The organism is Zhongshania borealis (assembly GCF_039539625.1).
GTDB lineage: Bacteria > Pseudomonadota > Gammaproteobacteria > Pseudomonadales > Spongiibacteraceae > Spongiibacter > Spongiibacter borealis.
Genome location: NZ_BAABDM010000002.1, coordinates 627,334 through 654,036, shown reverse-complemented (window position 1 = coordinate 654,036; position 26,703 = coordinate 627,334). Strand labels below are relative to the sequence as shown.

The 26,703-nt window shown below is 48.7% G+C and carries 24 protein-coding genes; 10 read left to right on the top strand and 14 right to left on the bottom strand.

The features are described from left to right. Window positions 1-6 precede the first annotated feature (6 nt). On the bottom strand, window positions 7-1,212 hold the full coding sequence (locus ABD836_RS09280) for an ABC transporter permease (RefSeq protein WP_344934944.1): 1,206 nt from the start codon (window positions 1,210-1,212) through the stop codon (window positions 7-9). A gap of 2 nt (window positions 1,213-1,214) precedes the next feature. After that, on the bottom strand, window positions 1,215-2,180 hold the full coding sequence (locus tag ABD836_RS09275) for an ABC transporter ATP-binding protein (protein WP_344934942.1): 966 nt from the start codon (window positions 2,178-2,180) through the stop codon (window positions 1,215-1,217). 570 nt (window positions 2,181-2,750) lie between these two features. Here ABD836_RS09275 and ybiA point away from each other — a divergent pair. Further along, on the top strand, window positions 2,751-3,218 hold the full coding sequence (gene ybiA / locus ABD836_RS09270) for a riboflavin biosynthesis intermediates N-glycosidase (RefSeq protein WP_344934940.1): 468 nt from the start codon (window positions 2,751-2,753) through the stop codon (window positions 3,216-3,218). 56 nt (window positions 3,219-3,274) lie between these two features. On the opposite strand, the gene ABD836_RS09265 is transcribed toward ybiA, so the two are convergent. Next, on the bottom strand, window positions 3,275-4,333 hold the full coding sequence (locus ABD836_RS09265) for an alpha/beta fold hydrolase (protein WP_344934938.1): 1,059 nt from the start codon (window positions 4,331-4,333) through the stop codon (window positions 3,275-3,277). Window positions 4,334-4,804: 471 nt separating this feature from the next. On the opposite strand from ABD836_RS09265, the gene ABD836_RS09260 reads away from it, so the two are divergent. The 4 genes from ABD836_RS09260 to ABD836_RS09245 all read left to right on the top strand — a co-directional run bounded on the left by ABD836_RS09260 (window position 4,805) and on the right by ABD836_RS09245 (window position 8,388). After that, window positions 4,805-6,334 carry a WG repeat-containing protein gene (locus tag ABD836_RS09260; RefSeq protein ID WP_344934936.1) on the top strand — a complete coding sequence of 510 codons (1,530 nt, stop codon included), beginning with the start codon at window positions 4,805-4,807 and terminating at the stop codon, window positions 6,332-6,334. 121 nt (window positions 6,335-6,455) lie between these two features. Beyond that, the gene (locus tag ABD836_RS09255) at window positions 6,456-7,436 is read left to right on the top strand and encodes a hypothetical protein (protein WP_344934935.1); all 981 of its coding nucleotides are present in this window, start codon (window positions 6,456-6,458) and stop codon (window positions 7,434-7,436) included. Window positions 7,437-7,499: 63 nt separating this feature from the next. After that, window positions 7,500-7,715 (top strand): hypothetical protein, encoded by a 216-nt coding sequence (locus tag ABD836_RS09250; RefSeq protein ID WP_344934933.1) that lies wholly within the window; start codon window positions 7,500-7,502, stop codon window positions 7,713-7,715. Then, on the top strand, window positions 7,687-8,388 hold the full coding sequence (locus ABD836_RS09245) for an MBL fold metallo-hydrolase (protein WP_344934930.1): 702 nt from the start codon (window positions 7,687-7,689) through the stop codon (window positions 8,386-8,388). Before ABD836_RS09250 ends, ABD836_RS09245 begins: the two co-directional genes overlap by 29 nt. A 43-nt stretch (window positions 8,389-8,431) precedes the next feature. Here the strand turns inward: ABD836_RS09245 and ABD836_RS09240 are convergent, their stop codons facing one another. The 5 genes from ABD836_RS09240 to ABD836_RS09220 form a co-directional block, all read right to left on the bottom strand. Further along, window positions 8,432-9,418, bottom strand: a complete 987-nt coding sequence (locus tag ABD836_RS09240) for a hypothetical protein (RefSeq protein WP_344934928.1) — start codon at window positions 9,416-9,418, stop codon at window positions 8,432-8,434. Between the two features lie 299 nt (window positions 9,419-9,717). Continuing rightward, entirely contained in the window at window positions 9,718-11,151 is a 1,434-nt protein-coding gene (locus ABD836_RS09235; RefSeq protein ID WP_344934926.1) for an aldehyde dehydrogenase family protein, read from the bottom strand. A 265-nt stretch (window positions 11,152-11,416) separates the two neighbouring features. Beyond that, window positions 11,417-12,442, bottom strand: coding sequence for an MDR family NADP-dependent oxidoreductase (locus tag ABD836_RS09230; protein ID WP_344934924.1), 1,026 nt, complete (start codon window positions 12,440-12,442; stop codon window positions 11,417-11,419). Between the two features lie 138 nt (window positions 12,443-12,580). After that, a complete protein-coding gene (locus ABD836_RS09225) occupies window positions 12,581-14,848 on the bottom strand; it encodes a TonB-dependent receptor (protein ID WP_344934922.1) in 2,268 nt (755 codons plus the stop codon). 232 nt (window positions 14,849-15,080) lie between these two features. After that, complete coding sequence (locus tag ABD836_RS09220; RefSeq protein WP_344934920.1) at window positions 15,081-16,115, bottom strand: NADP-dependent oxidoreductase; 1,035 nt, start codon at window positions 16,113-16,115, stop codon at window positions 15,081-15,083. A gap of 203 nt (window positions 16,116-16,318) precedes the next feature. On the opposite strand from ABD836_RS09220, the gene ABD836_RS09215 reads away from it, so the two are divergent. From ABD836_RS09215 to ABD836_RS09195, 5 genes are read left to right on the top strand one after another with little or no spacing between them, the layout of a single operon-like run. After that, window positions 16,319-16,756 (top strand): SRPBCC family protein, encoded by a 438-nt coding sequence (locus ABD836_RS09215; RefSeq protein ID WP_344934918.1) that lies wholly within the window; start codon window positions 16,319-16,321, stop codon window positions 16,754-16,756. Between the two features lie 32 nt (window positions 16,757-16,788). Next, window positions 16,789-17,100, top strand: a complete 312-nt coding sequence (locus ABD836_RS09210) for a putative quinol monooxygenase (RefSeq protein WP_344934916.1) — start codon at window positions 16,789-16,791, stop codon at window positions 17,098-17,100. Between the two features lie 24 nt (window positions 17,101-17,124). After that, a complete protein-coding gene (locus tag ABD836_RS09205) occupies window positions 17,125-18,300 on the top strand; it encodes an aromatic ring-hydroxylating oxygenase subunit alpha (protein WP_344934914.1) in 1,176 nt (391 codons plus the stop codon). Window positions 18,301-18,316: 16 nt separating this feature from the next. Next, on the top strand, window positions 18,317-19,126 hold the full coding sequence (locus tag ABD836_RS09200; protein ID WP_344934912.1) for a ThuA domain-containing protein: 810 nt from the start codon (window positions 18,317-18,319) through the stop codon (window positions 19,124-19,126). Between the two features lie 12 nt (window positions 19,127-19,138). Beyond that, a complete protein-coding gene (locus tag ABD836_RS09195; RefSeq protein WP_344934910.1) occupies window positions 19,139-19,906 on the top strand; it encodes an SDR family oxidoreductase in 768 nt (255 codons plus the stop codon). 81 nt (window positions 19,907-19,987) lie between these two features. Here ABD836_RS09195 and ABD836_RS09190 read toward each other — a convergent pair whose 3' ends face one another. The 6 genes from ABD836_RS09190 to ABD836_RS09165 all read right to left on the bottom strand — a co-directional run bounded on the left by ABD836_RS09190 (window position 19,988) and on the right by ABD836_RS09165 (window position 26,688). Next, entirely contained in the window at window positions 19,988-20,392 is a 405-nt protein-coding gene (locus ABD836_RS09190; protein ID WP_344934907.1) for a PaaI family thioesterase, read from the bottom strand. A 271-nt stretch (window positions 20,393-20,663) separates the two neighbouring features. Next, window positions 20,664-21,431 carry an SDR family NAD(P)-dependent oxidoreductase gene (locus tag ABD836_RS09185; protein ID WP_344934905.1) on the bottom strand — a complete coding sequence of 256 codons (768 nt, stop codon included), beginning with the start codon at window positions 21,429-21,431 and terminating at the stop codon, window positions 20,664-20,666. 22 nt (window positions 21,432-21,453) lie between these two features. Continuing rightward, window positions 21,454-22,215 (bottom strand): SDR family NAD(P)-dependent oxidoreductase, encoded by a 762-nt coding sequence (locus tag ABD836_RS09180; protein ID WP_344934903.1) that lies wholly within the window; start codon window positions 22,213-22,215, stop codon window positions 21,454-21,456. 19 nt (window positions 22,216-22,234) lie between these two features. Then, a complete protein-coding gene (locus ABD836_RS09175; protein WP_344934899.1) occupies window positions 22,235-23,371 on the bottom strand; it encodes an acyl-CoA dehydrogenase family protein in 1,137 nt (378 codons plus the stop codon). A 13-nt stretch (window positions 23,372-23,384) separates the two neighbouring features. Then, window positions 23,385-24,572 (bottom strand): acyl-CoA dehydrogenase family protein, encoded by a 1,188-nt coding sequence (locus tag ABD836_RS09170; RefSeq protein ID WP_344934897.1) that lies wholly within the window; start codon window positions 24,570-24,572, stop codon window positions 23,385-23,387. Window positions 24,573-25,083: 511 nt separating this feature from the next. Then, a complete protein-coding gene (locus ABD836_RS09165; RefSeq protein WP_344934895.1) occupies window positions 25,084-26,688 on the bottom strand; it encodes an AMP-binding protein in 1,605 nt (534 codons plus the stop codon). Between the last annotated feature and the right edge of the window lie 15 nt (window positions 26,689-26,703).

Here is a 26,703-nt window from a genome sequence, read left to right as displayed (position 1 = left end):
GTTCCTTCAAATTTCACTGTGCCGATGCAGTAATAGCAACGCCAAACCCAACATAGCAGCACCGAGTAAAAACAGTGATCCAGCTTCCGGGTACACTTCGGCAATCCCGCCACCGCGCAACAGTATATCCAAAAAGCCCTGCAAGCCCCACGACATCGGCGACACAACGGCAAATGCCTGCATAAACTCTGGCATAACAAAAGCGGGGACCATAATCCCACCAATCGCGGCCAGAATAATATTACCGGCGCCACCCATGGTCGTCGCCTGCTCAGTTGTGCGGCTCACCACGGCAATCAACATGGCGTAACCTAATGCCGCCACGCTTAGCGCAGTAGAAATAAGCACCAAACCGGGAATTGAATTTCCTAAGGTTAAACGATCACCGCCCAACAGGGGCACTAAGGTCACACCGACGATAAGCATCAATACCACTTGGATTTGATTAATAAAGAAGTAGGGAATAATTTTTCCCGCAATTAATTTCCAGCTCGCGACAGGAATAGTTTGTATGCGTCGAAAGGTACCTAATTGGCGTTCATTAATTAGGGTATTGGCCAGCGGTATCACTACAAAAAACATCGAAAAAACCAACCAGGCCGGCACGTTCTGCTGCACTGACGTTGGCGCCTCGGTAACTTCCTTGGCACTAAATGCATAACGCGTTGAAATAAGGCTTTCGTTTTGTTTAGCGTTATCTGGCACTATACTCAAACCTTCCAACTCAGGTGAGTATTCCTGCAGCGCCTTCAATGACAGCTGCATATTTTGCTCCGCCGCCGCATACATTAATGCCGCAAGCAATAATTGCGTCATTGCCGGGCTGGTGGCGGGCGCGACCAAAACATCGGCAACGGCGACACCCTCTGCCCTTTCGGTAAACGCATGCTCGGCAACCGTAATCAAAAAACTAAATTTATCTTTCTTAATCGCCTGCTCTACATCAACGCCGTCGTCGAGATCTTCTGTTTTTATTAACTTAAACTGTTCATTCTGCGCCAACTTATCCAACATTTTCTGGGTAATACTTGAATGTTCTAAATCAGCGACAAGTACATCTAGCTGAACACCGGAGCGACGATCAAAATCGCTTTTCATCGCCAGCGACATAATTAAAATAAAAACCAAGGGCATAACAAACAGCAGCAGCAAACCGTGTAAGTCGCGGCACAACAGTAATAATTCCTTACGGATAATCGCCAATAACTGCACTGTTACTGCCTCAGATTTCGATGGGTGGCGTGCAGGTATATTTGCTCAAGACTACAGCTACCAAAATGCATTTTACTAACCACAACCCCAGTGCGCTCAAGTAGCGCTAACACATCGGACAACCGCTGCTCATCGCCAAGTTCGAACGTTAACTCCGTTCCATCCCAGTCAACAGCTAGATTTTGCTGCAATGCCGATAGCGCTGCCGCCGACACCAGTTGCGCTGACGTAACCACCAACTGACGTTCATTCAGCAACAGAGTTGCCATGGGCGCCTGCAACAGAACTTCGCCATGATCGATTATTGCCACCTCATCGCATATTTGCTCAACCTCTTCCATATAGTGTGAGGTATACACAATGGTCATGCCGCTGGCTTTTAATTGCTGAATCGCCTGCAAAATAAAGTAACGTGACTGCGCATCAATGCCGACGGTGGGTTCATCCAAATAGAGAATTCTGGGATTATGCAGCAAGCCCAGCCCAATATTTAACCGGCGTTTAATGCCACCGGAATACGTTGCAGCACGCTGATTCAAGACTTTTTCTAAACCACACACCGCCACACAGTAATCGATTCGTGCAGCTATATCGGCAGGAGCTATTTGATACAACCCGGCAAAGAACTGCAAATTTTCACGCCCAGTAAGCGCCGGGTAAAACGCGTAATCCTGCGGCACCAAACCAGAAATGGCCTTTATCTTCTTTGCATCGCGAGAATAATCAAACCCGGAAATGTGAATACGACCTTGCTGTCCGGGCTGAGTGTTCTGCTGCGGCGAGATAATACCGGTTAACAAAGAAATTAATGTTGTTTTACCCGCACCGTTTGGGCCAAGCAATCCAAAACACGAGCCCTCCGCAATCGTCAGGCTAATGTTTTTCAATGCGGCTTCAGCAGCACCGGTATAACGATGATTGATCGCGTCGACTGTTACTATTGGCAGGGGAGAAGCGTTCTGCGTCATGCAGTTATTATTTCCTTAAACGAAAATACATACATCCAATGTAATTCCTTACTTGTCACCAAAAATAAGGCCACGAAGCCGATAGGACGTTCTCCTATTAGTGCGCGAAGATTAGCCTATGATCTGCCTACTTGTACTCGCGAAGTAAAATCATACAGCTCATTCATACAGCAGCGGCCCAGTAACTCACCTCGCAATAACGCCCATCTACTGAGCCTATCGTCGTACTTACCGTGGTCGCAGCCCAGAATTATGCGTCAGCGAACGGCCAAATACTACCCAGCGACACCACCTTTGGCAGCATTAAAAGCCACTAGCATGCCAGTCAAACTAAGCCGGGCTTTGACTTAAAGAACAAAAGAGCCTGTACGCGCGAGCGGAGTCAACAGCGAGCCACAGAAAGTTATTACAACATTTACATGATATAAATCAATATGTTAAAGAGCACTACGACTATTACACCGAACACCATTAATACGTATTGATAACCTCGGCGCGGCCACAATAATCACATCCGCATAGAAGCCTATATAATATCCTGACTACCGCCCCTCGATCTGGACATACCCTATGCTGTTTAATGAAAAAGAAACGAAGCTGCTGACCCTCACCCGGAGTGACAGCAATAACCTATTAGCCTCTTATGCTAAACGCGGCTTCGAGCTAGATGGCTTCGAGTGGCCGTCGGTAGAGCATTATTATCAGGCGATGAAATTTGATGACGCCGAGTACCGCGAACAGATCCGACTGGCCCCGCACCCTGCAGATGCCGCTAAGTTGGGCAAAAGCAGGAAGCACAAACGACGCAAGGATTGGAAGAAAACCAGCGTGACGTACATGACCCGCGCCACGTACATCAAAGCGCGCACACATGCCGATGTTGCTCAACTACTATTGGCTTCCGGCGACAGGGAGATCAAGGACTTGAGTCAGTACGACTACTTTTGGGGAAGCGGCCGCGACATGCGCGGCGACAATGCCTTCGGCAAGATGCTAATGGGCATTAGAAAGAAACTGCGTGAGGAACAGGAAAAGTAGCACTTTGCGGCGTATTGCCGCAATCAAGTATCGCTGCCCCGATCTCACGCCAATGACTATTTTTCCTTCGCCATAGCAATAATGCCCTCGGCAATTTCTTTGCCTTTGGTCTCTTCAATAAAATGACCAACCTCAGGGAATTCATGCGTGCGCTGCTTCATTTGCGGAAGCGCTTGCTGCCACTGCGCAACCACTTCGTCTTTGCCACAGGGGTCCCACTTCCCGAAAAACCCACAAATAGGGATATTGCGTCCGGCGGCGCCCCATTGAGCCAGAATTTCACGTTGAATAAATTCATAAAAGCTATGATTATCTTGGGTGCCGTGCCGTGGATCATTGTAGGTATAGCCATGCCCCCATACCGGCGTTTGCAGTACATTTCGTTTAGAGCTTTTTACGTTACTCGGGCTGCGTAAGACTTCTGACCAGACATACTCTGGACTCCCTTTAGCAAAACGTCGGAATCGGAATTTCAATATAGACCCAATGACGCCACAAAAAAACGTGGCGTTACTCTGGGGCTCGGCATGGGACACCACGTAGCCAGCCACACCACCCCACAAGGAATCGGGTATAAAACGCGGCACGCTGCTCCACGGGAACCAGGAAATCGGGTAGTTTTGATAGGTAAATCCCGAGGAAGACATTGGAAATACTGTAGTATTCATCACCACCAGATTTTTAACGCGCCAATGATCAGATAATAAAGCGCCAATACCAATAGGCCCGCCCCAGTCGTGAACAAGCAAGGTGATATCTTCAAGCTCAAGATGGCGCACCAGCTGCAGAACATTCGCAGCGTGGTGCATATCAACCATTTCAAAATCAGCCGCGTCAGACAAACCAAAACCGATATGGTCCATCGCAATAATGCGAAATGTGCTAGTTGATTTAATTAAGTGGTCACGTATATGACGATAGGTATAGGAGCACTCAGGGTTGCCGTGCACCATCAGAACAGTCGCGACTGGTTCGCCGGGACCTGAAACGTAGTCGTAGTAGAACAGTGTTTTTCCGGCGTCATAGCCGTCTTTCAACACAAACCAGCTATCACTGTTTGCGGGAAAGTAATCCGCTGGAGGGGAACGCATTAGCGTATTACTTTTTATTTCCATGAACAATTTCCCTTAAAATTTGCTATTCGACAATCTTTGAGCGCTATATTCACAATTATAACGACTGTAACTCACCGCAGAAACGCCGCTACTACCCAAGCGGTAATGGATTTTCATTTATCGTCATATTGGACTAATTTTTTTGTCATGTGCGGACATAAACATTCAGCTAAAGACATCTCTACGCTAAACCGCAATTCGCGCCGTCGCCCGCATATTGCCAAGTGCCGTCGAATATTGCGTCGCCATTCACACGCTTTGCACCTTGATTCTGAACTCAGCAAAGACCTCTATCCGCAGAACAATTTAGCCTGGACTCGGTATTCTCTATAGACAAGCGGTGTATATGCCACCAAACCGACTTACTTATGCCGCACAACGTTTGATCACCCCCTCAGTATCCTCTAAGATTAATAGGCTTTCAGGACGGCAAACACACGCCTCCGTAACTCAAAGGAACGAACATCGATTATGCGTTTACGGATTTTTGCTGTATTTCTGTTGGTTTTGTCTTCTGCGCCAAGCTTCGCTGCTATTGAGCCGATTGTCATCGATGTTTACTCTTACAACAGCGACGATTACTTACGCGTTAAAATTGAGCCTGAGTTTGCGGCTGATATGCTAATGGGGGAGCCGCTTATCGCCTGTCGCGCCAAGTGGTCGATTCAATCCGCTCGCATTGACGGTGAAGGATACCCTCCCAGCTACTTCCCCAAAGACGCACTCAAAAAGACCCGCCTGTTTTCACTCCAGCTTATTTTCCAGATAGGCCAAGGCGGCCGGACGGCCATCTCCTGTGATCCCGGCTATCTCGACCCGCCGGGCAGTAATGAATGGAGCTTCACGGTCACCGGAAGCCCAGCTTGGCAGAAGTTAATCCGAAACGATATTAAGAATACATTTACAAACAGCCTGCAATCACAGTTCAATCTTCGCGATGTTCGCAGCCCCAGTTACTTAGACGCCGATTCCGCAAAAAAAACCTATCACCAAGCCGTTATACAAGCTTCAGCATTGGACCGATCTTGGCTGAGATGGGCCGCCGTTGAAAAAGGCGAAGTTAACCTGTGGCCATTGAAACGTTTTATATTAGAGCGGCGCTTAGCTGATCGCGAAAAAATTGCCGAGAAACGCAGCGCGGCGGCAAAAGTCGTGGCGGTTAATGACATAGATTCCTTATTTAGCGATGCTGCATTTGATGCCCAGTTAAAACAAGTTAACAAGTCGATCGATGACCGGTCGGCTCTTACGGAAATCCGTCGCGACATAGAAAACGGCGACGAGCAATCTAAAAATAAAAATGGCAGTTTAGTCAGGCAATACCTACTCGCCACACGCAATAGCGAAGCCTGCATTGAAAAGATGCCTGTAAAGCTGAAAATCCTTTTAGTGCGGACTCAAGAATGTCATGCAAAATGGCAGGGGCTGGAGCGCTTTGAACAACATGGCCGCTACGGCTATAAACTAGACGGTGATGTCGTTATCGAGGCCCAATACTCGGAAGCGACTAGATTTAAAGATGGCTATGCGCTGGTTGAAAAAAATGATCGCCTTCTGTCAATTACCCCCACCGGCGACGAGCATGATCGACTCTATGGCATCAAGCTTGAGTCATCTTATTTCTCACCGCAAGGTCTAATACTGGCGAGCGAAGATGATCTATATGGCTATATCAATTCCAAAGGCGAGACAGTGATTGATTTCCAATACAGTGCCGCAACGTCTTTTGATGAATTAGATCGTGCAATTGTAAAGAGCAATCGAGGAGCCCAACTGATTGACGAAAGCGGTACCGTTTTAGCGCGAAGCCCAATCAGTTTTAAATTTGAAGATGGTCATTACATAAGCAGTGAAACATACGATATCGAAAGAGGGAATTGTTCGGAAGACGATGTAATAAGCGGATCTACACAAGCTTACACTCCCAATGGTGAGCCGATCGGTGAAGAAAAACACTACAGCTATCGTAAGAGGCATTTATGTCTACTCAGATCAAATTAATACTACGGTCCGTATTGATAACGACACAGCTAAATACAGCCCTTGGTAAATTTACACAGCAGATCGAAACGCGGTCAGTGACAACGAGTAGTCAGACTTTCAATGGAAACGCGAAAAAATTATGAATAAGCCTACAACACAAGCCGCTAAGATTCTAATCGCCATCGCCGTGTTAATGACCTTACAAGCATGTGCCACGCGTCCATCCAGCCGCCTTGAATTCAAAACTGAGTATGTCGGGATAGAGCAGCGCTGGGACAGCGACTCTAAAGCGAAGGAGGATAATGTTCGCAATATCGAGTTCGTCGATTTCAGTGTGGTCAATGGATCTTTACGCTTTTCTCCACAGACAGATTATATTCTGCAAGAATACGACTTTGAGCATTATAAGGAATACGATCGTACGCACTTCGGCCCAAAATGGGACTTTATTCTATTCCCCGTCATAGGCTGGATGGCCTGTATTTTTGATATTACGAAGTGCTTTGGTTGGACCACAGATTGGAGCAACTACTCAAACAGTAAAAGAGAAAATGAGCAGCCAAATGGTAATATTCAGGAAAAAACATACTCAAGGCTGCCTTACGGCACTACTGTCAATGTGGCATTATCAGGACAACTGCCGTCAGGCGATATTTATACGACCCCCTCAGAGAAGTTATGGTCAAGTGCCGATTCAATTTATGTCAAACAAAAAGTGCAAGAATGGCCTGCAAAACCGACAACATTAAGCGTGCAATTCAATGCTGCATATAAAGGGGAAAGCTATGACACTAGGTATGATTTTACGGATTCAGAAATAGCCTCCCTCACTCTGGAGTCCGATAACTGGAATAGCCCAAAAGAGAATAGACACAAATATTTCTACCAATTGACCAGAGCTTTAAAAGTGGGGAATCATTCAGCCGCCCTCGCTGCGTTTAAAAAACTGGAAGATATGGATTTCGAGAAACCAGAATCCTTTTGGTATCGCTATGCACTGAGCGCTCAAAGCGCTGGGAAACTTAAACTCGCCGCAGTGAAAGCAAAGCAGTATTTACAGGTCGCGGTAAAACGGACTTACGAGAACGAGGCACGCGCGTTGATCGCTAACACACAATAACAATTATCTGGGCCCAGTCATCAGGCTTCGATCATTAGCCCCGCCTTTTCGGGAGCCCTATTAATGCACTGTATGCAGACTTTGATCACAGCAGCTACGCTCACCGTTGCACTGCTCTCCTCCGCCCTTGCCCATTCTGAGGAGTCCGAGCAAACCGTGCGCTTCGCGGTTATCAACACCTCAGGGACAAACACCCTTGATGCGCTGTCGTATTCTGGCGGGAGCTGGTTTAGCAAGGTGCGGATGTCCTATGTCGCGTTTTTGGGTGGATCATCCTAAAGGCCGCTTTCTATTTGATACCGGTCTAGGCCGCAACATTAAACAGCAGTACCAAGCAGATATGCCTTTGTGGATGCGGCCCACCTTTAAATATGACCCGGTGAAGCCAGTTCGTGACCAACTTGAAGCCAATCACCAAACACTACCAAATCAGATAATTCTCAGTCATACCCATTGGGATCACGCCAGTGGGGTGACTGACTTCCCTAATGCAGAGGTGTGGGCACTGCCAGAAGAGCATGCCTATATTGCTGAGGGAAATGTTATGCAAAGCCAATTCGCCAACCCGGATTTACGCTGGCACGAGTACACCCTAACAGACACTCCGTGGCGAAATTACAAAAAAAGCCTAGACCTCTACGGCGATGGCTCGGTTGTGCTGGTCGACCAAGGCGGCCACACCCCCGGCTCAGTTGGCTTGTATTTACGCACCCGCAGCGGCAGTGAATACTTACTTTGTGGCGACACTTTATGGCGAGCGCGGGCTCTAGAAAGCGCGGCGCCTAAATCATGGGTCGCGCGATGGCTAGTAGATGACGATACGGCCGCCACCCAAGAGCGCGTAAATCAACTGGCTGAATTTTCGCGGCGGTATCCTGACGTTGTTATTGTACCCGCTCACGATACCGAAGTGCTTGATCAACTCGGCTACTTCCCGAGCTGGCTAGAATAACGAGGGGCAGCCCCAGACCTGAAACTGCCAAACTGTTAGCCGCTTACTTTGCCGCAGCCAATGCGCTCGTTAAACGCTGGTTCGCCTCAAACAGAGCCTTCTTAGCGTTGGCGGCAAAAACATCTGGGTCGGCAGTGATATCAATATCTTTCGCCGACGACGCGCCACCGCTCACCATGCCCATTACTGCCGAGAAAGTATTCGCGGCTTTCTGGAAACCACTTGTGGCGTCATTGCTACGACCGAAAGGACCAGGAACGACGACGGGAGCACCAATTCTAATCTCAGCGTTGGGGTGACTAAACGTGCTGGTTACGCCCATGATGAAATCTAAACCAGAACCCGGCACTACCTGAATCCCCTGCCCTGCAGAGACTTCGGCAGAGTATTCAGCACCTTTGATATCGGTATAGGCATTCGCCTTATAATCCGTTTCGCTGCCGAAATACACAAAATGGACTGTGTAGTTCACATTCACAATTGGCATTCCCAGTTCATTTGCCGCTGAGTAAACTTGATAGGGCATCATCTTACCGATGCTCATCTTAATCAAAGAGTTACCGCTCGGTGCAAACGTAGCGCTCTCTTGGCTTCCACCGGTTATAGCCTTAAATGACGAAGTGATTTTCTTCGGACTGGCTTCCATATCCAGTTTCTGCCACTCGCCGTTAGCCGCTAATACACTGCCATCGGCTAAGCTATAACCATTTGCCTTAAGCTTACTAACAAAGTCTTGGTAGGCCGCGTCAGTCAACTCCTGCATAACGCTATCGGGCACACCCGCCAATTTCGCGCGCAGCGTACTACGTGCATAACCGCTGTCTGAGCTAAACATCGGACTCTCTGCTTTGGCAGAGCTTTTATCGAAGGTGATAAAACTCACCCTAAAATCACCCAATAAAAGCTGACGTTTACCTGCAATAACTTCCGCATTGCTTAGCAACACCGGATCGGCCTGCTTTTTGGCCCCAACACCAGCACAGCCAAACAGAAATGTAGAAAGTAATACCAAGGGAATAATTTTTTTCATTGGTGCAAACTCGTATTAAAAGACAATAACAAAAGCATAACAACGAGGGCATCCACGCCAACACCCCCTTAACTAGGGGGTTAGCAGACAATAAAATCAGAATAGCGATGGAGTAATTTATTCAGGAAGTAATTCAAGCCTTTTACCAAAGGCGTAAATACCAATTGATAGGCAATCTTTTGAATCGAGAGCGAGGAAGAGGAAACAGACGACGCCAAGAAATCAGCGCCGCCTTTTTGAGGTAGACAAAAGCGATAATTTAAATGCTACTGTCGACAAGCAAACAAGCCACCCTGTGCTTAAGCTGCGTTATCGCCCATCACCGCTTTCACTTCAAGGAACTCTTCAAAGCCATGAACACCCCACTCACGACCCACACCAGATTGCTTATAGCCACCAAAAGGTGCCTCTAAGTCAACTGGGGCGCCATTTAAGTGAACATTACCCGTGCGCAAACGGCGCGCCACACGACTGGCGCGAGCGTTATCGCCGGAGAACACATAGCCAGAAAGGCCGTATGGTGTGTCGTTAGCAATCGCGATTGCCTCCTCCTCGGTGCTGTAGGGAATAATGCACAATACCGGACCAAAGATCTCTTCGCGTGCGATGGCCATTTGATTATTCACCGCACTGAATACCGTTGGCTTGGCAAAATAGCCCTTTGATATGCCTTCTGGCCGACCGGGACCACCACACACCAACTTGGCGCCTTCATCGATGCCGGTCTGGATCAGTCCCTGCACCTTTTCAAATTGCACATTACTGGAAAGCGGCCCCATAGTGGTGGTCGCCGCTCGCGAATCACCAACCACAACACCCGCACAGGCATCTCGCGCAAGCTCTTCGACCTGCGCCATTTTTGATTCAGGCACCAACATCCGCGACGGCGCATTACAGCTCTGGCCGGTATTCATCATCATTGTGGCAATACTTTTACTCATTGCCTCTTCGAGATCTGCATCGTCAAGGATGATGTTTGCCGACTTGCCGCCAAGCTCCAGCGCCACGCCTTTAAGAGTGTCAGCTGCCGCTTTAACAATCATTTTTCCCGCACGGGTTGAGCCCGTAAACGAGACCAAATCAACGTCTGGGTGAGCCGTTAAATACGCGCCAACGCCCGCACCATCGCCATTCACTAGGTTAAACACGCCGGGCGGTACGCCTGCCTCGTGGAGTACTTCAGCCAGTAAATAAGCCGAAAACGGAGCGATTTCACTGGGCTTTAAGACCATGGTACAACCGGCCGCCAAGGCCGGCGCTACTTTGCAGGCGATCTGGTTGATCGGCCAATTCCAAGGGGTAATCATCGCCACCACACCCGCTGCCTCACGCACGATGGTCGTAGTCCCTCTTTTTTCTTCGAAGGCATAATTCTTTAATATTTCGGTGGCCGTTATAAAGTGGCCAAGCCCCAACGGCGCCTGTGCATCTATGGCGAGGCTGGTCAGTGGCGCACCCATTTCCTCATTAATCGCCTCAGCAATATCTTGCATACGCGCGCCGTACACTTCGCAAACACGCTCTAAAATACTGACCCGGTACGCGGGTGTGGTGCTTGACCATGCGTCAAAGGCCGCCTTTGCCGCCGCAACCGCCTGATCAACGTGAGCGTGACTACCCAGTGAAATTACACCAGCCACCTCTTCTGTGCTGGGGTCAATCACGTCGAGCAAACGCACGCCTTCTGGCTGCATCCACTCGCCATTAATGTAAAATTTTTGGTAACTACGCATGTGAAAAATCTCCTCGAACATCGCTTGGATTTCATTATTGTTAGCATTTCCTGCGCGGCAGCCTCTCGAAAGCCTAGTGGGCTTAAGGTGAAGAAAGAGTCATACGACACACCTGTACCATACCCTAAATCACGCGTTCAGAGACAGCCACTCCGCTCGATCGTGACATTATTTTGTACAATTATTAATCAACTGTAACAAGCCTGACTATGTCGCGACGGCCTTTATGGCAGCAGTACTGGACTGCGACTTATTAAACGCATTCCTAACTCACATACACTGCCAATTTACCGATATTTCCGCCAGTCACTAAATGACTGAGAGAAGCCTGCGCATTCTCGAGGCCCTGAACAATATGATTCTTATTAATTAATTTACCTGCTAACAACCATCCCTCCATGGTCGCCAAAACCTCATCGATTTGCTGTAAATAGTCCAGGATCAGAAAGCCCTCCATGCGCAGCCGTTTCGTTGTAATTAACGGAAAATTCTTCACCCCATACTGTTCGTCGCGCCCATACTGGGACACGCTGCCAGAAGCCACCACTCGACCATTGATACACATATTGGGAAGCACAGCATCGAGTATTTCACCGCCCACGTTATCAAAAAATACCTGCACGCCATCAGGTATTAAATCGTCTATTGCTTGCTTTAAATTTGGCTCGGCTTTGTAATCGATGGTGCCGTCGAGTTTAATCGTCTCTTCTAAAAACTGACATTTGTCGGCACCGCCGGCCAATCCGTAGACAATAGCACCCGCCGCCTTCGCTATTTGCGCAGCCATTATCCCGGTCGCGCCAGCGGCGCCACTAATCAATACGCGCTCGCCAGCTTTGAGCCTGCCGATCTCCATCATACCGATGTAGGCCGACCAGCCCGTAATACCCAATGTACCTACGTATGCGTCTAAGGGCACATCGGGATGCGGCTTAATTTTGACCGTTAGCTGGTCACGCAACAATTCTTCGCCGTCTACCAAGGTGTATTCAGACCAGCCCTGCATGCTAAGTAGGTACTCACCTTCGGTATAACTGGGATGTGTCGAGGTCTCAACGCGCGCAATAATATTGCCACGCATTACATCGCCAATTTGCAGCTGTGGTAGGTAGTCACGTTTTTCACTTAACCACAGCAGATTCGATGCGTCTAGCGAGAGTAGACAGGTTTTCAACAAGACTTGACCCGGCTGAATTTCGGGCAAAGTGCGGGGAAGCCAACACAGCTCCGAGCCATCGAGTCGATCTTTCAAATAATGATCAATCACCCATGAATGCGACTGCACACCCATAACATACTCCTCCAAAACCCGGTTAAATTTCTGTTCAGTAAAATATTAACTTGCATAAAAAAAGATGCAGGAGAGTATATCCACTGCATCTTTGCTCAGAAAGATTACCTTATTTAACTATTTGAAAACACATTACGATTAAAAACTGTACGCCACTTCCAAGCCAAACTCGCGCGGTGATCTTGTTGTTGCAAATTTCCACAATGATCCCGGGTTATCAACCCCTGGCTGCGGGCGATTCGGAGTCACAACGTAGTCATGACTGTAGCTATCGTCATCAGTCAAATTCCGCCCAAACAAGGATATCCGCCACTGATCACGCTCAAACGTAAGCGAAGAGTCTAGCAAGCCAAAGGCTTCAATTTGAGTACCCGGATGGTTAGTCAATGTCGACTCGTAATCATCACGCCAAGAATAGCTCAACCGCCAACTGACAAGACCGCCACCAACAGACCAATCCAAAACATTCTGGACCGAATAAGTAAGCTCTGGCGCGCGACGTATATTTAAATCAGACTCATCGGCCACAATACCGTCGCCGTAGATATCGGCGACAAATTCAGTGTAATTCGCGTCTAAATAACCGACATTACCTGAGAAACGCCACCAATCGTTTAACAGCAAATCGAACTCCAATTCAGCGCCATCAAACTCGGCCTCCCCAATATTCCGAATCGCCAACTCATTCCCGGTAGCCACATTCGGCGCGGGTAACGACACCTCTGTCTGCATATCTTCATAGACCATATGGAATATCGTTGCATTTAACTTCAAGCGGCCCTCAAAGACGGTCGACTTAATGCCCGCCTCGTAGTTGGTCAGGGTCTCTGGACCAAAGCCTTCAGAAAGCGACGCCTGAGTTGAGGCCCGCGGCGAAAAGCCACCGCTGCGAAAGCCAGTAGAGGTGGTCACATAGGCCATCAGATCTTCGGTGAATTGGTAGCGCCCGCCAAAACGATATATCCAATCGTTATCAGTACGTTCGCCACCGGCATTTGGCCCAACTGAGTAGACATTTGTCGCAGGATCAGACACGTCACGATCCATTCGCTTCGTTTCGGTGATAAAACGCGTACCAGCTGTGAGCGTTAATTTGCTGCCGAGCATTGAATAATCACCCTCGAAGAAAACAGAGTGCGATTCGGAAGAAGTTTCAGTTTCTTCTAAGGGCGTCCACGTTGTACTAAAAACCTGCGAGAGCTGATTAGATGTCGCGTCTGAATTTGCACTAAAGACCCCTGCCTGCCAAAGCAAGTTTCCACCAGCGTCACTGCTAATACGAATTTCATGCGTCACTTGACTGTAATCACCGTAGCGATTCACATGGTAGAGCGTCGCGGCAGAACCGTCGAAATCCGCCTTGTACTCGTCGTTAGATGTCAACCAACCACCTAGATAGGTCAGCATCAGGGTATCGCTAAGTTCCGAGTCAAGCTGCCAAATTGCCTGGTGTGTTTCAAGCCCAACCCCGCCACGATAATTTGCATAGCTACGTCGGCGATCTGAGCCTTCACCTACTGGGCGAACAGTATCACCAAACTCGCCACCACATTCATAGCCATTCGCCTGATACATGCCACAAAAGACGTCGGCGTTATCAGTAGACGTTGCGAGAGTAGCCGCAGCAATTCCTTCCATATTTGTGTAGTTATACTGAGCCTGCAGAGTGACGCGCTCAGACGCATCAAACAACCAATGCACACCGGCGCGAGTGGTATCTTTCTTACCCATATCCCCGGCGATGTCGTTCTTAGTGTAACCTTTGCTTTGATTGAGACTGGCGCCTGTTAGCTTCACCGCCCAATCCTCTTCTCCGTAGTTATAAAGCAGCTCAAGATCCTGTTTGCCATACGTACCAACACGAGCACGCGCCTTCCCGCTTACTTCATCGGTTCTTGGTTTCTCGCGATGGATATTAATAAGACCGCCAACCACATTTTTACCAAACAAGGTGCCCTGGGGACCGCGCAGTACTTCAATGCGTTCAATATCGAGCAAATCAAAAACTTGACCTGTGCCGGTGGCGAGCGGTACACCGTCGACGGCCACTAATACGGTGGGATCGAACGCCTTTTCAACATCCTGATAACTAATACCGCGAATAGAAAACCCGCCGCCGGCTGGAGTACCGGCTTCAATAGTGTCCATTACAACATTGGGTGCGAACTGAGAAAGCGAGGTAGTGTCGAGTGTGAACGCATTTTTAACGTCGTCGCCCGCGATCGCACTTACTGCCACCGGTACATCTTGAATACTTTCAGCTCGCTTCCGAGCGGTAACCACCACTTCTTCTAGCGTTCTTCCGGTTTCACCATAGACCGGCGCCACCACAGATGCACCGCCAGTCATTAGGATTAGCGAAAGCGATTTTCTGATAATTTTTTTATCACTAGTTATAAAAGACATACTTATCCCCTAAATTATTTTTATCGAGCAGCGATCATATGAACTGATTTTTTTTGAATCCTAGCAGCGTATCAATATACAAACAATAGTGATTGTTTTAAATTTTAGCAGGCAATGATGGCAATTGAAGCCGGAGATATTAAAGGACATTAGAAGCGAGATATTCGCGAGCCGATACCTATCAAAAAGAAAGAACTCACGAATTCCAGAATTATTATTTGAATATTCTTAATTACTGATCTGCCGCTGCCAATCTCACCAATAATTTCCCTTTATTCATACCGGAAAACAACCGTGTATAGGCTTCAACAGTATTCTCAATGCCGTCGACAATATCCTCACTAAAACGCAGTTTTCCTGATTCAAGCCATTCACGAATTTCAGTATTTGCGCGATCGAACTGATCAACATAATTAGTGGTTAGTAAACCTTTTACCGTGGCGCTGTGCGCTAGTATCTGCCAATAGTTGTAGGGACCGGGTACTGGCTCACTCGCGTTATAGCTTGAAATAGCACCGCAGAATACGATCCTGGCATGATCGGAAAGATTAAGCAGCGCCGCATCTAAAATTTTGCCACCAACATTGTCAAAAAATATGTCTAAGCGCTCAGGGCACACCTTGGAAATTTCTTCTGACAAGTTTTCGCATTCTTTATAATTAATAGCCGCGTCAAAGCCAAGTTCATTAACGAGCCATTCCGCTTTCTCATTGGTGCCAGTTAGGCCGACAACACGGCACCCCTTTAACTTGGCAATTTGTCCAGCAATAGAGCCAACTGCCCCCGCCGCCGCGCTAATCAATACGGTGTCACCGGCGACCGGGCAACCCAATTCCAACATGCCAAAATACGGTGTTAGGCCCATGGCACCACTAAAAATACTTAAGTAATAGCGCGGCGGGTACTTCCCATCGTTAGGCACTTTACTTAGTAACTCACCGGGATTAATGGTGTATTCTTCCCAACCATTGACGGCTAGCCCTTGAACGTAGTCGCCGGCCACAAAATCAGGATGACGACTCTCAAGCACCTTGCCTAACGTGGTACTGCGAATACATTCACCAATCCCAATAGGTTCCATATAGGTGTCGTTACCACTCATCCAATCCCGAATAGCTGGATCTAGGGACAAGTAGTGATTCTCTATCAACACTTCACCATCACCGACAGTGGTCATGTCAACCGTCCGCAGGCGGATGTCATCTGCCGTCGGAATACCCACAGGACGCTGGTGCAGATAGAGTTGGCGATTAGTGACTGGACTCATAAAACCTTCCTAAATTTATTATGGTGTTGAGGGTGCATTCGAAAAGAGTAGTGGTAGACCAAAATAAAATCAATCATGTTTGACTTTTTTATTGTGATTGATTAACTTGGAATACACCCAAGCAAGGTAAACCACCGGCAAATAACAAATGGTGGAGACTAGGGAACACTACTTAATAATGTGTCAACAATAAGTCACTAATTATGCAAACAATCGATACTTTCCACGACTTCTCCGCTTCGCGCGATGCTATATGGTCGCTGCTTGCGGATTTCGGCAATATTCAACGCTGGTGGCCGCCTAGCCTTGCGGTCGACATCGATCACGTCGAAATCGAAGGCAACGGCGTGGGAATGATCCGTCACATTTACAATGTCGGCTTCCCATCAGCAGTTAGTGAGCAGTTACTTAGCATTGACCCGAGTAGTTACAGCTTCTCACTCGCCATCGTAAACGACCGCCCAGCAGGCGTAGTAAAGTATATAGCTAGCGGTAAACTCAGCATCGTAGATGGTGGTAAATGTCGCCTAAGCTACCGTGGAGAATTTGAAACTGAACCGGGCCGAGAGCAAGAGGCACGAGATTTTTTTAACGCGGCCTACGCCATGATGTTTACCGGCCTAGCCAAAGCGACTTCGTGAACATTTGCATATAAAGACAAAGGTAAAACACCATGATCACTATTTCAGCGCGAATCACTGTAAACCCAAAAGACACTGCTAGCTATATTGCCGGTGCGCAGAAAATACTGGCACCAACACATGCCGAGGAAGGCTGTATTGCCTATTCCATTGCTGTCGATATCGCGAATCCTAATATCGTGTGTATTTTCGAGCACTGGGCCTCTGAAGAGGCGTTAATGTTCCACCTTTCACTTCCCCACATAGGCGAGTTTTTAGCCCTAGCGGCAACCCTCGACATTGAAGACATGCAAGTCACAAAGTATGAAGTGAGCGGATACGGCCCACTGCAACTCGACATCTAACGCTGCTTATTTCCAGAGGTCAGTATGAGCAAAAAAGCGCTATATAATCACGTCGTCCAAAAGATGATTGACTACGTTGACGAAAAAAAGACAGACATGGCAGAAGACACCATGTCCGTGCCAACCACGGCCTATACCGACCAGGGAGGCTGGCACCAAGAAATGGACTTAATTTTTAAAAATAGGCCCATTTTTATCGCTTTAAGCCAGGAGCTACCTAAGCCGGGGGACTACAAAACCATGCAGTTCCTCGACAAGCCGCTGCTGATCACCCGCACCGCAGACGGCAGTGCGCGAGTAATGCTCAATGTCTGTCCGCACCGTGCCATGCAAGTTGCCATTGATGAGTACGGCAGTCGCTCACGCTTTACCTGTCAGTATCACGGCTGGTCATTTCGCAATAACGGCGATCTGATTGCGGTCGCTGACCGCGACAAATTTGGCGAAGTCGACAAAAGCTGCCACGGCTTAACGCAGCTGCCAACATATGAGCGTGGTGGTATGATCTTCGCGGTATTGAACGGCGACACCTCAGTAGATTTTGAAGAACACCTCGGGGGCATGATCGAAGACATCGAGCAGCTGGGTTTCGACAAATGGCACTACTGCGGGAAACGCACTATTTATGGCGCAAATTGGAAAATTGCCTACGACGGCTACCTCGAAGGCTACCACTTTGCCATTGCCCATCCAGAAACAGTGGCGCCGCGTACATATTCAAACGTTATGCATTTTGAAAACTACGGCCCGCATATACTACTGGGCTTCCCTCAACGCAGCATTCACACCCTTAAAGACGTTGATCCCGACGAATACTGGCAACACGAGAATGACGGATTTGACTTCATTCGCACTATTTTCCCCAATGTATCCATATTCGTTGCCCCGGAGATCACCCAAATAGCCCAAATTATTCCCGGTCCAACACCGGCGGAAAATACCACTCATTTATATTTTATTCACCACACAGCGCCAAAGACCGACGACGAGACACAAGCCTTAGAGGAAATGATGGAATGGCTTCGCAACGTAGTAGATACCGAAGACTATTACATGGGCTTACGAATACAAAAAGGCATTGAATCCGGCGCGCACTCCCACGTGATGTTTGGTCGCAACGAAAAAGGCAACCAGTTCTTCCACAAATGGGTGGACTACTGCCTAGCCAACGACCCGACGCTGCCAAAGCCGACCCTGTAAAATACCGGAGCACTTCATGACGGATAAAAAATATACAGCAGGCAGAATTAACTGTGTTCTGATTGCGGGCGGTGTCTGGCACGACATCGATTTTGCACGGCTCGAACTGTTAAAACTCCTTGCCGAAGATGATCGTATTCGTGTTCGGGTGTTTGAAGATTATGAAAACATCGACGCCATCAATAATGCCGATATCATTGTCACCTATACCTGCAATGTGGTGCCCTCCCTGACAGCACAGGAAGCACTTTATAAATGGGTGGCCGATGGCGGTCGATGGTATGCTTTACACGGTACCAATTCCATCATTCGACTTATGAACAACGGGTTGTACGGCACACCAGACTGGGCGCCGCTATTTGTAGAGACCCTCGGCAGCATGTTCCGCTCGCATCCACCTATTGCGCCGTATACTGTGTCGGTTGCCAACCCAGATCACCCGCTCGTTGAAGGCATTAGCCCCTTTGAAAGCACCGACGAGCTTTACCTAATGAAAACCTACGGAAAGCTCAATGTCCTATTGGACGCCGAGTACGGTGGCAAGGCAGAGGGGTTTGTAGAAGACGAATGGGAGCACGCGCGTCATCCCGTGCTCTACACCCACGAGGTCGGCAAAGGCGAAGTACTCTACTTAACCCTCGGTCACTGTCGCCACCACCACGATATGCAACCACTACTCGATTACTGGCCGACGGTCGATCGCTGCGCCTGGGACCTCCCGGTTTTTTACACGCTGCTTCGCAGAGGAATTAAATGGACAATGGAACCCTTTGACGACATTGCCCGGCGCGCCAAAGAACAAGCCAAACAAGCCGCCGAACAATAAAGGAGCAGAATAATGAGCCCTCGATTAGCCAATAAAGTTGTCGTCGTCTTAGGCGTTTCCGACGAGCGCAGCATGGCAGCGACCACTGCGCGCCGTCTCAAAGAAGAGGGCGCCAGCCTCATACTCGCTGGCCGCCAAATAAGCCGAGTAGACGCTATAGCAAAATCCCTAGGTGCCATCGCTGTCGAATGCGATATCACCAACGAGACTCAACTAAGCGCCTTAGCCGGAGCGGCAATCAGCCACTACGGGCAACTCGATGCAGCCATAAACTTTGCCGGTATCGATGTTTCTGCACCAATAGCAGATACTACCGAAGCCATGCTGAAACAAGCCAGCGACGTACATTTTGTCGGCGCGGCACTGTTTATCAAGCAAATGGCCACAGCCATGAGCAATGGCGGTTCCATTGTGACTACCTCGAGTCAAGCTAGCGTAATTCCACCGCCGGGTCTCGGCGCCTACGGCGGCAGCAAAGCCGGGGCGGACCAGCTGGTGCGTATTGCGGCAGTGGAATATGGCCCACGGAATATTCGAGTTAACTCACTTGCGCCGGGTTTTACTGCTACGGCAATGACTGCGGGCTATTTCCAAGACGCGACGATAGAAAATGCCTTTTTGAAAGAGATTCCATTAGGGCGGCTTCCGACCTCCAATGACATCGCCAACGCCGCACTGTGGTTGCTGTCAGACGAGGCTTTCATCACCGGGCAGCTAATCGATATCTCTGGCGGACAGACACTACGCAGGATACCAACGCCAGAAGAAATGGGATTTTAGAACTGCTATCGAGTAGAAAGCGCGTAACTCAGAAAAATAGCGACAGCGTAAATACATCGGCTGTCGCACTGACTGCATCATCTATCTCGGTGGAATGGCGTAGGTACCAACAGCGTGTGCTACCGGTTCATCCTCGCCCTCGGAAAACAATGATACCTCGCCAACGGCCAGTAACTTACCAAGTTTAATCAACTTACATACCGCCAATATGTCTTTATCAGATGCCGGCTTGCGCAAAAAATTGATGTTCAAGCTCGTCGTCACGGCAAGTGCAACCAAACCAATTTCTGCCAATATAGCGACATAAATAACAGCATCGGCCATTTCCATTAAAGTCGGTCCTGATACTGTGCCGCCGGGGCGCAAGTGTGTGTGGTTTATTTTCTTTCTAATTGTTACCGATTTCGCCGAGACACTTTCAATAACGATATCTGCTTGTGGAAATTCTGACCTAAAGAAATTGATTAGCTCATTTTTTGTTGGCATGTGCTCTCCTAAGTGAAGTAAATCCCATATCTCTATAGTAAAGCGCCACTCTACAAATGCGTTCTAATAATTCACTGGCACACATCACCTGTATCCTTAAACACGACTCAGTAAACCGAGCATAGATCCTAGCGCTGCAGAAAACCACCTTTTACTGAGAGCATTTTGCTGCACTATTTTGCACAAAGTGAACCACTATTAAAGCCAGCGTATTTAAGGAATTTTTGGCAAAAAAAAGGCGACCTTGCGGCCGCCAAAACATCATTTTACATTAACCCAGACGTACAGAGTGGCCTGAATCAACAGTGTATACACCACCACTCATGAAGCTTGCAGCGTCACTCGCTAATAACAAGAGCTGACCATCTAACTCCTCAAGCTTGCCTAGGCGACCCAGCGGCAAACCGGCCACATCTTTTTGACCTGCTTCCGTCGCATAGTAATCTGCGGTGAGCTCAGTTAAAAAGTAGCCGGGCGCAATCGCATTGACGCGAACATTGTGCGGCGCAAGCTCTTGCGCCATGGTGCGAGTCAACTGATCAACAGCCGCCTTCGAAGACGAGTAATGTGCCAAGCCGGGGAAGGTCCTCGTTCCGCAAATTGACGAGATATTGATAATACTTCCCGCCTTATCTGCCGCAACCATACGTTGAGCGGCTTCTTGACCTAAATTAAACACGCCCTTTACATTCACGTTGAGCACGTGGTCCCAAACTGTCTCTTCCATCTCCAGAAAGGCCTGACCACCCGTTGCACCAGCATTGCAAACAACAACATCTGGTACACCGGCAAGTGCCAATGTCTTATCAAAAGCGCATTTAACCGAGTCTCGGTCTGTCACATCCATTTCTATGGCATGGGCCACACCGCCGGTGGCTTGTATTTTTGCCGCAAGGCTAACAAGACGATCAACTCGACGTGCGGTGCAAATCACGACCGCGCCATAGGCAGCAAGCACTTCTGCAAAGTGCTCGCCAAGGCCACTTGATGCACCGCTCACTAGTGCAATTTTACCAGTTAAATCTAGAATATTTTTCATAATACAACCTTAGATCGGCACATTAATATTGGATGCGCTTGGTGAATCCCCCATCAACCACAATGTTCGTGCCCGTGGTGAAACTGGATATTGGGCTTAGTAACAGCGCCACGTGAACACATACCTCTTCTGCTGTTGCCATGCGCCCCATAGGGATTGCCGCAACGGTAGATTCATACACTTCAGGCATATTGGTTTTAATCTGATCCCATGCACCGTCTTTGATGAAAACCGGCCCTGGGCATACGCTGTTAACACGAATACCCTGTGGCGCCAGCACATTTGACAAATTGCCAAAATAATTGAGCATCGCCGCTTTAAAGGTACTGAATGGAACCGCCCCAGCGAAGGCTTCTAAGGCCGCTGTTGACGAAATATTTACAATAGAGGGCGACGTTGATTTTTCTAAATGCGGTTGCACAGCTTGAACCGTACTCCACGCTGAAAGCACATCCGTTTCAAAGTTTGCCGCCCAACCAGCCTCATCAGCTGCACTACCACCGGCACTCACGTTTGAAACAAAACCGTCGACACCACCCAGCACTTTTGCTGAGTTGTCTACCCATGCTGTTAACGACGCCGCATCTTTAACATCAACGGCCGCGCCATAGGCCTTAACACCAAAGGCTTTTACGGCCTCAACAGCGGCCGCAACTTCCTCTGCATTCCTCGCGCATACACTGATATTTGCGCCTTCGGCGGCAAGATATTTAGCAAGCGCCAAACCAATACCTTTAGAGGCACCCGTAATCAAAATTGCCTTACCCTTTAACTTAAGATCCATAACGAACTCCTTCTGATATTTATTGTTGAGATAGATGGGCAAATCGCGCCAGATGGAAATCGCGGCTTCCAAACTGGCTATTTATTGCTGCTATACGCTTGAAGTAATGGCCTATTTTTAGCTCGTCGGTTGTACCGATACCGCCGTGTAACTGAATCGCGTTGTGCGCAATAAACTTCCCGGCACTGGCAACCTTCGCTTTTAGCGCCGCCAGACATAGCTCGGCGTCCGCGTCGTCATGATCAAGCTTCCACGCGGTGGCAAGCATGAGTGATCGACTAAGCTCCACATTGATAAACATGTCTGCCATGCGGTGCCTAAGCACTTGAAATTGGGATATTGGTTGACCAAATTGCTTGCGTTGTTTTGTGTAATCTACAGTTGCGTTTAATAGCGCAGTCATTGCGCCAACCGCCTCGGAGCACAGCGATAAAATACCGAGGCTTACTATTGGGGCAAGTAAAGCCATTGCCTTTCCTCGTACTCCCAACACATTCGCAAGCGGAACCCGTACGTCGGAAAAACTGTACTCAGCGGCATTGCGGCCGTCATAGGTTTTATAGCTGCGACGGTGGCAACCCTCATTGTCTGTGTCTACTAGGACTAAGCTCAACCCTTCTGCCTGGCCCGGCTCGCCGCTCGTTCGCACCAGAACCAACACAAGATCAGCGGCAGCGCCATTCAACACGACGGTCTTACGGCCACTAAACGAAATACTGTTCCCTGACACACTTGCAGCCATCGCCACGTCAGTCATCGCCTGGTGATGTTTGGCCTCGGACCACGCCAAAGCCACTTGGCATTGACCACTGATGATGGCATCGAGGTAACGCGACTTAATATCGAGGCTGCCGCCAGCGGCAATGAGTTGGCCTCCGAGCACTACCGTTTCCAAGTACGGCTCTACCACGAGGTTTGCACCCAGCTGCTCACTAAGAAGCATGGTCTCTAATGCACCGCCTCCGAAGCCGCCCACGTCTTCGGCAAAGCTCATAGCCAGCCAGCCCAAGTTCGCAAAGGTTTGCCACTGTTCAGCGCCGAAATACTGGTCTGACTTTACAATTTTTTGGCGCGCATCAAATTCATAGCTTTCAGTTAAGTATTTTTCAGCGCTTTCTTGAAACATCCGCTGTTCTTCTGAAAATTCAATGTACATAGCAATCGTTTCCTCAGAGTCCCAGTACGCGCTTGGCGATAATATCGCGTTGAATTTCAGCCGAACCGCCGTATATGGTTGCTGCGCGATTATTAATGTACTCAGGCATGCACGTCAGTGCGTAGTCGGCGGCAATTAACTCGCCACTAAAACCGGGCTCGAGGGCATCCAATTGAAATGGCAGCGCCTGGGCGCCCAAAATATCCATACTAATTTCATTAAAACGCTGACCGGTTTCAGTGCCTACGACCTTACAGAGAGAAGACAAGGCGCCAGGATTTCCCCCAGCGTTCAATGCACCTTTAATTCTCAACTCAGTGTACTCAAGCGCTAGGGCGTCAACCGCCACTTCGGCGAGACGGATTTGGAGTACAGGGTTATCGCGCCACAATCGCCCTTCTGCGTCGTATTCTTCCGACGCCTGCTTGCGAATTTTGGCCATCTGTTTTTTATGATCAATTGTGAAGTTATGACCACCACGCTCAAATTCCAAGAGGTATTTGGCGACCTCCCAACCTTGATTTTCGTCACCAACCAAATTTGCCGCAGGAACGCGAACACCATCAAAAAAAACCTGACATTGCTCAACAAGACCGTCTAAGCCAACAATCGGGTCCACACTGATACCTGGCGAATCCATGTCGACTAAAATAAAACTGATACCAGCTTGGGGAGCACCTTCCTTTGATGTACGTACTAAACAGAAAATCTTGTTGGCGTGCTGAGCGTAACTCGTCCAAATTTTTGAACCGTTAATAATATAGTCTTCGCCGTCACGGACCGCCGACGTGCTTAAAGAGGCTAAATCCGAGCCTGCGCCGGGTTCGGAGTAACCCTGGCACCACACATCGTCGCCAGACAGCAAGCGGGGCAAGTAATGCGCTTTTTGTTCATCGCTGCCGTAATGGATCAACATTGGACCAAGCATCTGTAGTCCCATCGGCAATAACGCCGGTGCGTTTGATAATTTGCATTCTTCCTGAAAAATATAGCGCTGATTCAATGTCCAACCAGTACCGCCATAGGCCTCTGGCCAATCAGGCGCGACCCAGCCTCGCTTATACAATTTTTTATGCCAAGCCATCGTCGCATCAAAATCTGCAAAAACACTGGTCATGAGTTCACCCGCGCGGCGAAGCTCAGGAGTCAATTCATCCTGTATGAACGCGCGGACCTCTTTTCTAAAATTCTTATCATTCATAGTTTGTTGCTCGACGCTCTTACATTTGCTGCCTGTAAAAGTCAGGCCAGATCTTATAAAACAATCTGTGTTGTTTTTTATTGTAGGCATTACGCTTCAGCAATGCAATCTGCGATGATAAGTTTTTATGATTGCTTGCGATTTTTAGCGATAATAAGTGCAGACTAAGCAAGTAATAGTATTACTGGGAATTTTCTGGAAGTGAGGCCATAGCAGGCTAATGGCCAACATCTATTTGAAAACCATTTCGCCCAGGAGGGCGACAAGTCTCAGGGAATAAATTTCAGTGCGTCAAGGGACAGCTGCCGCGCCGCGGAATCAGCTCCAGCTCAATGACTTTACGTAAAGGCAGTCCATCGAGCTGATCTACAATATAATAAACAGGCTTTTATATTGCTGAACAGGACGTCTAGGGCGTTTCAGTCGTAAGATTCACTTTTAACAGAAACAAAACCCTTACATCAGGGCGGTAATTCTTGACACAGCACCCACCCCAAAAACAGCGAGCGCACTACGCCGTAGTCGATGAAAGATTCTGAACTACTTCTTTTCGTAGTATGTCTTTTTTAATCTTTCCCGATGGGGTTTTTGGCATTTCCGTTCGGTATTCGACCCGCTCCGGCCACTTTTGTTTAGCAAGCTTTACTTGTTGAAAAAAGGGAATTAACTCAGCAAGCGATGGCTTGGTCCCATCGCGGGTGACCAATAGCGCGCAAACCCCCTCACCCAATCTCGCATGGGGCATTGCCACAACTGCGGCCTCTAAAACCAGAGGGTGCTTATACAGCACATCCTCAATTTCTCTCGCGGATAAATTCTCACCGCCACGAATAATAATGTCTTTTTTACGATCAGTAATAACAATCGCGCCTTCCGGCGTTAGGTGACCAATATCACCGGTGTGAAAATAGCCATGTGAATCTACTGATTGCGCAGTCTGACTCTCTTCGCCGTAGCCGGCCATCATCGCGGGACCTTTTACAATAACTTCGCCATCACAACCCAGCCCAAGCTCGTCGTTGTTGTCGTCAATTATTTTCACATCCCAATTGAAAACACGGCCATCGGTATTTGCCGCAAGCAGGAGTTCATCTTCGCCAATAAAGCCCACAGAGATCAGTGGCGCCTCTGTGCACCCGTAAACCCTAAATGCTCGGCAGTTTTCGAGCACATCACGTGTTGTGGTGATCAAACTAGGGGGAACTGCGGCGCCACCACAGGCGAACGCGCGCAGGCTATACAGGCGACAACCGCTAGATTTAGCCTTCTCCACTAATTCTTGCAAGAATGGTGTGGCGCTCACGCAGAATGTCGCTTTTATGCGCTCGATATAGGCCACGGCGGCGTCAACATTCCAACGCTCCATAAACGCCGCCTTTGCCTCGCTAAAGAAAGGTAACTCAATACCGTTTGCATAGCCGGTTATATGCGTTACCGGTGACGGCATCAACATGATGTCGCCCTCTGCCAACCCCCAGCCATCGACCCCATTAAATATGGCGTGGGCCAGGGAGCTATGACTGTGATAGACGGCTTTTGCCTTGCCGGTGGTCCCTGAGGTATACATAATAATCTTGGTGTCGTCTGGTGCAATAGCAGCTTGCGCAGGGTAAGCGCCAGTCTCATTCACCAGCGAAGCATAGCTGCACTCTGCCGCTCGCGTAGCGTCACCGCGAACAATAATAACCTGCTCCAACAGCGGCAGTTCACTCTTTAATTCCGCGATCATTTCAGCGTAATTAAAATTTCGGTAGCTATCTGGAATGAATATCGCTTTTGCCCGGCAATCAGCCAGAATATGCCGCACTTCGTTATCGCGATAGATAGGCACAATAGGGTTGAGCACCAAACCCAGCCAGCAACAAGCTATGTCTATCGCGACAGTTTCACGCCAATTAGGCAGCTGAAAACTAAGGACATCCCCCTTCACCAATCCTAAGCGATTCAATCCGGATGCCAGTGCCATCGCCTCGGTGAAGATTGCCCCATAGCTTATGGCGCTATCGTGCTCCAGATAAATCGCGGTCTCGTCGCCGCGCTTAGCCGCCCGTTCTAAGGCGCGATCCGCTAGACTCCTAAACTCTCTAACAAGTGACTTGCGTTGCTCAACTGCCATAGGGAGATCTACCAT

Coding starts and splice junctions, on each gene's coding strand:
- ABD836_RS09275 (WP_344934942.1), bottom strand. CDS start 2,180: ATGACGCAGAACGCTTCTCCCCTGCCAATAGTAACAGTCGACGCGATC.
- ybiA (WP_344934940.1), top strand. CDS start 2,751: ATGCTGTTTAATGAAAAAGAAACGAAGCTGCTGACCCTCACCCGGAGT.
- ABD836_RS09265 (WP_344934938.1), bottom strand. CDS start 4,333: ATGGAAATAAAAAGTAATACGCTAATGCGTTCCCCTCCAGCGGATTAC.
- ABD836_RS09260 (WP_344934936.1), top strand. CDS start 4,805: ATGCGTTTACGGATTTTTGCTGTATTTCTGTTGGTTTTGTCTTCTGCG.
- ABD836_RS09255 (WP_344934935.1), top strand. CDS start 6,456: ATGAATAAGCCTACAACACAAGCCGCTAAGATTCTAATCGCCATCGCC.
- ABD836_RS09250 (WP_344934933.1), top strand. CDS start 7,500: ATGCACTGTATGCAGACTTTGATCACAGCAGCTACGCTCACCGTTGCA.
- ABD836_RS09245 (WP_344934930.1), top strand. CDS start 7,687: ATGTCGCGTTTTTGGGTGGATCATCCTAAAGGCCGCTTTCTATTTGAT.
- ABD836_RS09240 (WP_344934928.1), bottom strand. CDS start 9,418: ATGAAAAAAATTATTCCCTTGGTATTACTTTCTACATTTCTGTTTGGC.
- ABD836_RS09235 (WP_344934926.1), bottom strand. CDS start 11,151: ATGCGTAGTTACCAAAAATTTTACATTAATGGCGAGTGGATGCAGCCA.
- ABD836_RS09230 (WP_344934924.1), bottom strand. CDS start 12,442: ATGGGTGTGCAGTCGCATTCATGGGTGATTGATCATTATTTGAAAGAT.
- ABD836_RS09225 (WP_344934922.1), bottom strand. CDS start 14,848: ATGTCTTTTATAACTAGTGATAAAAAAATTATCAGAAAATCGCTTTCG.
- ABD836_RS09220 (WP_344934920.1), bottom strand. CDS start 16,115: ATGAGTCCAGTCACTAATCGCCAACTCTATCTGCACCAGCGTCCTGTG.
- ABD836_RS09215 (WP_344934918.1), top strand. CDS start 16,319: ATGCAAACAATCGATACTTTCCACGACTTCTCCGCTTCGCGCGATGCT.
- ABD836_RS09210 (WP_344934916.1), top strand. CDS start 16,789: ATGATCACTATTTCAGCGCGAATCACTGTAAACCCAAAAGACACTGCT.
- ABD836_RS09205 (WP_344934914.1), top strand. CDS start 17,125: ATGAGCAAAAAAGCGCTATATAATCACGTCGTCCAAAAGATGATTGAC.
- ABD836_RS09200 (WP_344934912.1), top strand. CDS start 18,317: ATGACGGATAAAAAATATACAGCAGGCAGAATTAACTGTGTTCTGATT.
- ABD836_RS09195 (WP_344934910.1), top strand. CDS start 19,139: ATGAGCCCTCGATTAGCCAATAAAGTTGTCGTCGTCTTAGGCGTTTCC.
- ABD836_RS09190 (WP_344934907.1), bottom strand. CDS start 20,392: ATGCCAACAAAAAATGAGCTAATCAATTTCTTTAGGTCAGAATTTCCA.
- ABD836_RS09185 (WP_344934905.1), bottom strand. CDS start 21,431: ATGAAAAATATTCTAGATTTAACTGGTAAAATTGCACTAGTGAGCGGT.
- ABD836_RS09180 (WP_344934903.1), bottom strand. CDS start 22,215: ATGGATCTTAAGTTAAAGGGTAAGGCAATTTTGATTACGGGTGCCTCT.
- ABD836_RS09175 (WP_344934899.1), bottom strand. CDS start 23,371: ATGTACATTGAATTTTCAGAAGAACAGCGGATGTTTCAAGAAAGCGCT.
- ABD836_RS09170 (WP_344934897.1), bottom strand. CDS start 24,572: ATGAATGATAAGAATTTTAGAAAAGAGGTCCGCGCGTTCATACAGGAT.
- ABD836_RS09165 (WP_344934895.1), bottom strand. CDS start 26,688: ATGGCAGTTGAGCAACGCAAGTCACTTGTTAGAGAGTTTAGGAGTCTA.